Origin of the sequence: Planktothrix sp. (assembly GCF_046067725.1) — a bacterium.
Taxonomy (GTDB): domain Bacteria; phylum Cyanobacteriota; class Cyanobacteriia; order Cyanobacteriales; family Microcoleaceae; genus Planktothrix.
On record NZ_JBJUDF010000212.1, the window covers coordinates 1 to 8,800 of the forward strand.

General features: G+C 37.5%; 6 protein-coding genes. 1 reads left to right on the top strand and 5 read right to left on the bottom strand.

Annotated features, from left to right (window positions below; genetic code table 11):
- Positions 1-34: 34 nt before the first annotated feature.
- Positions 35-2,185: a Tex family protein gene (locus ACKPEB_RS13045; RefSeq protein ID WP_408965364.1), complete on the bottom strand. Its 2,151-nt coding sequence runs from the start codon at positions 2,183-2,185 to the stop codon at positions 35-37.
- Between the two features lie 293 nt (positions 2,186-2,478).
- Positions 2,479-4,311 carry a serine/threonine protein kinase gene (locus ACKPEB_RS13050; RefSeq protein ID WP_408965365.1) on the bottom strand — a complete coding sequence of 611 codons (1,833 nt, stop codon included), beginning with the start codon at positions 4,309-4,311 and terminating at the stop codon, positions 2,479-2,481.
- Between the two features lie 264 nt (positions 4,312-4,575).
- Here ACKPEB_RS13050 and ACKPEB_RS13055 point away from each other — a divergent pair, with 264 nt between their 5' ends.
- Positions 4,576-5,667, top strand: coding sequence for an ATP-binding protein (locus tag ACKPEB_RS13055; RefSeq protein ID WP_408965366.1), 1,092 nt, complete (start codon positions 4,576-4,578; stop codon positions 5,665-5,667).
- 20 nt (positions 5,668-5,687) lie between these two features.
- On the opposite strand, the gene ACKPEB_RS13060 is transcribed toward ACKPEB_RS13055, so the two are convergent.
- From ACKPEB_RS13060 to ACKPEB_RS13070, 3 genes are all read right to left on the bottom strand, one after another.
- Positions 5,688-6,638, bottom strand: coding sequence for an RluA family pseudouridine synthase (locus ACKPEB_RS13060; RefSeq protein ID WP_408965367.1), 951 nt, complete (start codon positions 6,636-6,638; stop codon positions 5,688-5,690).
- A complete protein-coding gene (locus ACKPEB_RS13065) occupies positions 6,631-8,595 on the bottom strand; it encodes a TolC family protein (RefSeq protein WP_408965368.1) in 1,965 nt (654 codons plus the stop codon). The genes ACKPEB_RS13060 and ACKPEB_RS13065 overlap by 8 nt, the downstream gene beginning before the upstream one ends.
- Before the next feature lie 48 nt (positions 8,596-8,643).
- Positions 8,644-8,800: ABC transporter permease (locus tag ACKPEB_RS13070; protein WP_408965369.1), on the bottom strand; the 157-nt coding region annotated here is incomplete at its 5' end.

An 8,800-nucleotide genomic window follows, 5' to 3' on the forward strand; every position in this document is an offset into this window, starting at 1 on the left:
AAACCCTAATTTCAAGAAAATTTTAACTGATTTCTTACCGCTTCATCGTTAAACTAATCCGCTTTAACTTCTCGTTAACTTCCATGACTCGAACTTTTACCACTTGACCCACTTTCACAAACTTATTCGGATCATCAACAAATTGATCCGCAATTTGAGAAATATGAACTAACCCATCTTGATGCACTCCAATATCAACAAACGCACCAAATGCAACCACATTCGTGACAATTCCTTCTAATTCCATTCCGATTTTTAAATCCGATATTTCTTTAATTCCTTCTTTAAACGTGGCATATTTGAACTCCGCACGGGGATCTCGTCCCGGTTTTTCGAGTTCGTTGATAATGTCTTTTAACGTTGGAATTCCAATTGTATCAGTGACATATTTATCCAGCTTAACGGATTTAATTTTATCCTTAAATTGGCTAATATTATTCAAAGGAACCCCTAAATCTTTCGCCATGACTTCCACCACCCCATAACTTTCTGGGTGAACTGCGGTATTATCTAAAGGATTAATCCCCCCTCGAATTCTTAAAAATCCTGCCGCTTGTTGAAAGGCTTTCGGGCCTAATTTTGCCACTTTTAACAGTTCCTTACGGCTTTTAAAGGCTCCATTTTCATTGCGATAATTGACAATATTCTGAGCTACCGTTGGGGTAATTCCTGAAACAAAGGTTAATAATTCTTTAGAAGCCGTATTTAATTCTACTCCCACATAGTTTACACAGCTTTCAACGGTTTCATCAAGTTTTTTCTTTAATAATTTCTGATCCACATCATGTTGATATTGTCCAACTCCGATGGATTTTGGATCAATTTTTACTAATTCCGCTAACGGATCTTGTAACCGACGTCCGATACTAATTGCACCTCGCACCGTTAAGTCTAAATCGGGGAATTCTTGTCGCGCCACATCACTCGCAGAATAAATCGATGCACCGGATTCATTTACCATAACTTTAATTGGTTTCCGGTCTAATTTAGCGATAATTTCGGTTATAAATTCATCGGTTTCTCGTCCAGCAGTTCCATTTCCAATGGCGATTAATTCAATATTATATTTATCGATTAATTGTTTAAGTTTTTTCGCCGCTTCTTGACGTTGACCGTCTGCTTGATGGGGAAAAATCGTTTGATATTCACAGAATTTTCCGGTTTCGGATAAGACTGAAACTTTACATCCGGTTCTAAACCCTGGGTCAATGGCTAAAGTCGGTTTCATCCCCGCAGGTGCGGCGAGTAATAATTCTCTTAAATTCGCTTCAAAGGTTTTAATCGATTCTAAATCCGCGTAGGTTTTGCGATCGCTTCTAACTTCACTCATTAAAGAGGTTTTCATTAACCGATTAAAAGCATCTTTTAACATCGGTTGATAAAATTTCCTGATTACCGGATTTTTCGTTTTAATTTCCTGGGATTCTAAATAAGACTGTACAAAATCCTCATCAAATTCAATCTCAACTTTTAAAATCCCTTCCGTTTCTCCTCGAAATAAAGCTAACAAATTATGAGGTTTAATATCCTGTACATTTTCTCGATATTGACGATACATTTCAAACTTTGTTGTTCCTTCGGGGTAATCTTCTTTAACCTGGGATGAAAATACCCCATTATTCATTAAATATTCTCTTAAATAAGCTCGTAAATTTGCTTTTTCTGACACGATTTCTGCTAAAATATCAGATGCTCCATTTAAGGCATCTTCAACGGTTTTAACGCCTTTTTCTTCAGAAATATATTTTTCAGCTTCTGCTTCTAAGGAAACCGTTGGGGAATTGGGTTGATTAAAATTAGCAATAAATTGAGCTAGAGGTTCTAATCCTTTTTCTTTCGCAACAGTCGCGCGAGTTCGTCGTTTGGGTTTATAAGGTAAATATAAATCTTCTAATTCCGTTTTCTGTAAACAATTTTCGATTTTTTCTCGGAGTTCATCGGTCAGTTTATCTTGAGAGGCGATCACATCTAAAATGCTTTTTTTCCGGTCTTCTAATTCCGTTAAATAGGTATAGCGTTCTGAAAGATCTCGCAGTTGAGTTTCATCTAAAGAACCCGTGCGTTCTTTCCGATACCGCGCCACAAAAGGAATCGTTGCCCCCTCAGAAAACAATTGTAGTGCGTTTTCCACTTGAAAGGGTTTCAGAGACAGTTCTTGAGCGAGGATTTGAGGAATATTCAACATGAGGAGCAAAATCAAATTAAATTTTGTCTATTGTTGATTATATCATAAGCTGCTACCCATCTAAACTTGATATTTTGTTGCCTAAAGTCCTTACAGCAATGCTTTTAGGCAACAAAATTAACTGCGTGACAGCTGATCTAATTTAAGGCATGAAAAAACGATTATTGAGGATGAGTATTATCTATATTATCATTAAGAAAAATTGTTAAAAAGAGTTAATGGGATGGAAGCTTTATCTCAAAGAAAGAGTTGATATAATTGCACTCCATTAAAACTCTCAGACTGTCTCATTCCTAGTTACTGAACGGAGAGGTTAAAGGTGGGCTAGGGATATTAGATTCAGTTCCATAGTTAGGTGCGGATATCATTGGGCTCGTTTCTTGAGAAGAAACCGGATATTGGGATTCTACAGGAACCGTTGACTCTGGATAATAATTTGGATCAGATTCCTGATTATAGGAACCTCCTCCTCCCTCGAATGTTGTTTCTGGAGGTAGAGTCACATTCGCATCTTGAGAATAACTAGAGACTGGAGGTGTATCCGGTTGAACCGTTGAATAATTGGGATCAGAATAGGTTGTTACAGAACTAGAGGAGGAGTCTGTAACGGTGGGTTCCACTCCAACTTCAAACTCATTGTTTTCTTCTGATGGAGACAGTAAATATTCTTCTAATTGAGACTCTGAAGAAGATGAACTTTCGGTTTCTGTTCCAGCAATCACGCTGCTATCACCTTCTGAAGCCAGGGGTGAGGTTTCTTCTGTTTGCGCTTCTCTCTCATCAGAAGATTCCCCGATTGAATCATCTCCCTGTTCTAAAGGTTCTTCTGTAGAATGTTCAGCCGCTACTTCCTTTGGATTTTGAGTCGCTACCGAAGGATTTTCAAACATCGGTTCTGTTGAATCTAAATGGTTGAAAGGATGATTGATGGGTAAGTTCGTTTTCTGACTAATAATATATCCATAACGACGGGTTAGATCAAATCCTACCCAACCAAAAAATAAGGATGTAATCAAGAATAAAATGGGCAGTAAAAAACCCAAGGATGGTGTTTTTTCTACAGGTTCCCAGTTCAGATCATTCACCACAACAGGTTGAATTTTAGGCTGGGGTGAACTCACAGGAACGCTGGGGGATGTTGCAACGGAGGTAACGGGTTTTTCCACAACGGTAACAGAAGTTTCAACCGTGGCTTTTACCGCCACAGAATTGGGGGTAGACGCTACAATATTGGGATTTTGAGGTTGAATGATGGTTTGAGGAGATTGAATGACGGTGCCTGTTTCTTCAATGGGTAAAAAGGCAATCCATTGATCTACACTTTGAGGACGTCGAGACGGTTCAATTTCTAATCCCCAATAAATTAATCGTTCTACAACGGAACTTAGGGTCGGTTGAATTTCTCTTAACCTGGGTTTAGAAGCACTGAGTAATTCTTGTGTCGCCTCATTCACTCGTAACGGTGCTTCTAAGGGAGGTTCACCGGTTAACAAACAATAGAAGGTCGCCGCCAAACTATAAATATCCGTTGCGGGACTCAGGTGTTGATGGGGAAGATAATGTTCCAAGGACGCATAACCTACGGATAAAACCCGGTTGCGAATGGGAAACCGAGTATTTTGTTCAACAAACCCACTGGTTAAGCCAAAATCTACTAAGGTCAGAATATCTGTCCCTTTGTGACGTAAGATATTCCTCGGTTGCAGGTTACAGTAAAGTAAACCTTGTTGATGTAGGGTTCTTAAAGCGGAAGAAATTTGACGGATATATTGCAACGCTAGATCAACCGATAACCGAGAATTTGCTTGTAAGGTTTTTTCTAGGGTTGGCCCTGGAATATAATTCATCACCAGGTAGGGTAAACCCTTTTCTTCAAATATCTCCAGCACACGGACAATATTAGGATGGTGACACTGGCTTAAACGCTGGGCGACGGTTATAAATTGCTGTTTGATTTGGGGAAAATCAACGCAGTGGATGAATTTAGGATGAAGGGTTTTAATGGCAACCGCTTGATCAGTGAGATGGTGTGTGGCTTGGTAGGTGATACCAAACTCCCCTTGACCGAGAACAGCATCAATCCGATATTTGCCATTCTGGAAAACAATTTCCTGCGTTAGATTCATTGTGTGATTGCCAACTCCCCACCATATACTATCGCCATACTATAACGACTAATTGGTTTTAGTACAGTCTACCTTTGGTTCTGGGATTGTAGCGCATCGGTTGAAATTAGCCAACTATTCAGGCAGACAATGGGGCTTGGGAAGAACAGCAGCCGGAAAAGAACAGAAGGAGGCAGACCAAGCCGAGATGTTAAGATAGTTTTTAAGAGCAATAATTGTCAATTTTAAACTTGAATTTTCGATTATCAATTAGAGGGGGTAAAAATGGGAGAAATTAAAATTTTAATTGTGGAAGATGAATTGTTAATTGCGAAGGGATTAGCCCGAAAATTAGAAAAATTAGAGTATGTTGTGGTGGGAATTGCCTCTTCAAGCGAAGCCGCGTTACAAAAGGTTGAAGAAACCAAACCGGATTTAATTTTAATGGATATTGTGATTAAAGGGGATATGGATGGTATTGAAACGACAAAACTGATTCAAGAAAAATTTAATATTCCTGTGATTTATGTCACAGCTTATGCTGATGATGAAACCCTAGAACGCGCTGAAGAAACCGAATCCTATGGATATATTCTCAAACCCTTTAAAGAGCGAGAAGTTCATGCTGCGATTAAAATTGCTTTGAAAAAACATCAATCTACTTTAGAAATTCAGCATTCGTTAAAAGAAGCTCAAATCTTGAAAGATGAAAAATCCAGGTTTTTATCCATTGCTTCCCATGATTTAAAAACCCCATTAACTGCCATTCAAATGTCGGCGGGGATGTTAAAAGATTATAGCGAAAAATGGACGGAAGAGAAAAAACAAAAACATTTAGATCGGATTCAAAATTCTGTCAGTAATATGAACAATCTTTTGGAGGAGTTGTTAATCTTAAGTCGTGCTGAATCTGGAAAACTAACGTTTAATCCTCAACCCATTCAAGTTGTAGAATTTTGTCAATCTTTGATTGAAGAAATCAAACCCATTGCTCATTCAGAACATCGGGTTTTATTTATGAGTTCTCAAGAAGTCATTCATGGGAATCTTGATAAAGATTTACTCCGCCATATTTTGATGAATTTGTTATCTAATGCTATTAAATATTCGCCAGATGGAGGTACAGTTAGTTTAAAAATTCACCAAGATGGTCAATTAATTTGGTTTGAAGTGGCTGATGAAGGCATCGGTTTACCCTTGGATTATCAAGATAAACTCTTTCAACAATTTGAACGAGCTTCTAATGTGGGAAATATACAAGGAACAGGGTTAGGATTATCCATTGTCAAACAAGCGGTTGATTTACATCAAGGCAAAATTGATGTTGACAGTGAAATTGGAAAGGGAACTCGATTTACGGTTACATTACCATTATAATTTGTCAACAATTGCCGATTTTAACGGCGACGTAAAACATCTAAGAGTGTTTGAAACGCATCAGGGATAGGAGCGATCGCTTCAATTTTTTCTCCTGAAATTGGGTGATTTAATGTTAGTTTCCAAGCATGAAGTGCCTGTCCAGGTAAATTTACACCCATCGCTTTTCCTCGACTATATTCAGGATCACCGACAAGAGGATTTCCCATAAACGAACTATGCACCCGAATTTGGTGAGTGCGTCCTGTTTCTAAGGTAAATAATATTAACGTATAGTTTCCTAAACGCTCTTGAATTTGCCAATGAGTAATCGCTTCTCGTCCCCCTTTTTCGATGGGAATAATAGCCATTTTTTTTCGATCAATCGGATGGCGACCAATGGGTTGATTAATGGTTCCTGATTCGGTTTTAGGGACTCCATAAACGACTCCTAAATATTGACGACGAGCAGTTTTTGCTTTGATTTGAGCTTGCAAATTTTGCAGGGAAAAATCTGTTTTCGCCACCACCATTGCCCCGGTTGTATCTTTATCTAAACGATGCACAATTCCAGGACGTTGTACCCCGCCAATTCCTGCTAATTGATCACAATAAGCTAATAACCCATTGACTAAGGTATCATTCTGATGTCCGGGTGCAGGATGAACCACTAAACCTGCGGGTTTATTGAGGATTAAAAGACAATCATCTTCATATAAAATATCTAGGGGAATATCAACGGCTTCTAGTTCTAAAGGTTGGGGGGGAGGGAGAATAATTTCTAAGCGATCGCCGCTTTGTACAGAAATTTTTTTAGCGGTACAAACTTGTTCATTGACTTTCACCCATCCTTGACTAATTAAGGTTTGAATTCGAGAGCGAGATAGGTCAGGAATTTGTTGAGATAACCACAAATCTAACCGCCGATTTTGTTTATTCTGGGGTAAATTTTCACCCTCTACTGTTAAGGTAATTACAGAGGAATCAGTCATTATTTTTGATGGGTTGCTGTTCTATGGTAATACCAAATTGATTTAAGGTTGTACCCAAGCTTTGGTACAAATTTGTTAAGGTATTTAGATAGTCTATTTTAGCATTTAATTCACTATTTTGGGCTTGGGTTAAACCTGATTGGAATTGTACTAAATTCACCAAAGAAGAGCCATCCGCTCCTAACTTCACTTTTTCCACCTCATTCTGAAGTTGTTGTTCAGCTAACTGGGTCGCCTGTCGAGATAATTCAACAGTTTTCCTAGCGACATCAAGATCTTGTAAACTTTTCTTGACATCAATTTCAAGATTTTGAGCAGCTTCTATTAAATTATTTTCGGCTTGTAAAACATTAATCCGGCTTCGTTGAAAATCCTGCTCTAATGTTCGATCACCTAAGGTTTTACTCAAGACTAATCCCGCTCTTAAATCCGTTTGATTTCCAATAATATCCGGTGCGGGTTGATGTATAATCCTAGTGCTTAAATCGATCTTCCATCGACGATTATTTTCTGCAACAATTAAATCGGTTTTTGATTGTTGTAATTTTAATTTTGATTGTAAATAACTAGGTTGATTCTCCAAACCTAACTGTTTAATTTCATCTGGATTGAAGGTGATCGATGAAATGTCTAAATTTTCAGATGCTATAATGTTAACTTCTTGAGCAATATCTAATAATTGTAATAAATTGAGTTGTTGCTGTTTTAAATTATTTTGAGCACTTAATAAAGATAATTCTTGATTAGCGACACGAGTTTGGACGGTAATTAATTCAGTTCTAGGTAATCGTCCAGCTTGAATCAAAACCTTTGTTGTTTCAACTTGTTCTTGGGCTGTTTTTAAAGATTCTGTTTCAATTTTAACTTGTTCTTGCGCTTGTAGTAAAGCACGATAAACTAGAATAACTTCTGTAATTTTATCAATTAAAATTGATTTTAAATCTAGTAAATTAATCGTTTCTTGAATTCGGGCTATTTCAATAGAGGCTCGATTAACAGCTTCTCCAGCACCTCTTAATAAAGGTTGGTTAAATACTAAGGCTAAATTTTGTCTTAAAATATCTCGATCAGAAATTCCTGAGCCTTGATAATTTTCCTGTTGTCTTTGTCCTTCCCATTCTAAATTCAGTTCTGCTCCTGTGGGAATTTTAACCAATACTTTCGCTGATAAACGTAAACCCCGGTTCATTATTGTTGTATTTCCCTGAGTTATATTATCCCATCCTATTGACAAACTGGGTGTAAAATTAGGATTAAATTTATCTTCAGCAACCGCTAAATCTTGACGTTGTACAATTCGTTCTAAATACTGATTTTTAATCGTGCGATTATTTTCTAATGCTAAAAAAATTACCTCTTGTAACGTTAATTGAATTCCATCAATTTCCGAAACATCAGGAACCGAGGGAGTCGATTGAACCTCTGAAGAAGGTTGTGCTACCATCGGATATTGGGGACGACTGGCGATTAAGTTTAAAGGAGTCATGTTCATCTCACTGATATCAGTAATTTCAGAAATTTCTAAAGCGGATTGAGACTCACTTTGTTCTATATTTAAAGCTTGAATATCTGGGATTAAAATATTAATAGGGGATTCTAAATTATTCAGTTGAAAGGGTTCAGGGTGATCAAAACTAATGTTTTCTAAATTGTGAATTTTATTGATAGATTTAACATCAGAAACAGACATTAAGTTTCCCTTCATCCAAGGATTAGGATTCTCATGAGAAGAAGACTTTAAAGTAGGAATTGGAGTTGAAAACAATTCCCAATTGGAAACAGTCGAAGAAGGCTCAGGGTTCACAGGTTCAGAAGGAAGTGCGGTCACGAAAATTCCGATTAAACCTGATATTAAAGTTAAAATCATCCCTAAAGGTAAAAACCTAAATGGTTCAGGTTCTGCTAAGGTTTCAGGATTCAGTGAGGATTCTAAATCAAAATTTTGCGGTTTTTCCATAACCTTTAATCTCTCTTGTTAGGTTTAATTCTTATTTTTACTTTTGACTTAATCTCCTTTTAAAGCTTTCACTGGGTCAAGTTGACTGGCGCGTAAAGCGGGAAAAAATCCGGCTCCTACTCCTACTAATATAGCTGAACTCAGGGAAAATACAGCGGTTTTGCGGTCAAATTGGTAAGGTAACTTAAATTGTTCTGCTACAACC